Annotated in this window: 1 protein-coding gene; it reads right to left on the reverse strand. The window is 65.6% G+C overall.

Annotated elements, in window-relative coordinates:
- The coding region (locus tag CKO43_RS25645; RefSeq protein ID WP_276570326.1) for a prephenate dehydratase domain-containing protein at positions 1-442 on the reverse strand (442 nt) is incomplete at both ends.

Raw genomic sequence — 442 nt, forward strand, 5'->3', positions numbered from 1 at the left:
TCGGCGGGATAGACGCCGATGATGCTGACTTCCTTCGAGAAGTAGCGCAGTTCCTCCAGCGCGCGGGCGGCAGGGGCATCGTCGGGATGCCCTTCGATGTCGGCATAGAACTCGGTCGCGGTGAAGCTGCCACCGACCATGTAGCTTTCCAGCTTGGTCATGTTCACCCCATTGGTCGCGAAGCCGCCCAAGGCCTTGTACAGCGCGGCCGGAATGTTGCGGACGCGGAAGGTGAAGGTGGTCATCATCCGCTCGGCCCGGCGGCTGTGGTCGGCGGTGCGGCTCATCACCAGGAAACGGGTGGTATTGTTCTTCTGGTCCTCGATATGGCGGGCCAGCACGTCCAGCCCGTAGATCGAGGCGGCCAGTTCGCTGGCCAGCGCGGCGCGGGTCTTGTCGCCGGCTTCGGCCACTTCGCGGGCGGCGCGGGCGTTGTCAGAGC

It is taken from the genome of Rubrivivax gelatinosus, from assembly GCF_016583785.1.
Classification (GTDB): Bacteria; Pseudomonadota; Gammaproteobacteria; order Burkholderiales; family Burkholderiaceae_C; genus Rubrivivax; species Rubrivivax gelatinosus_B.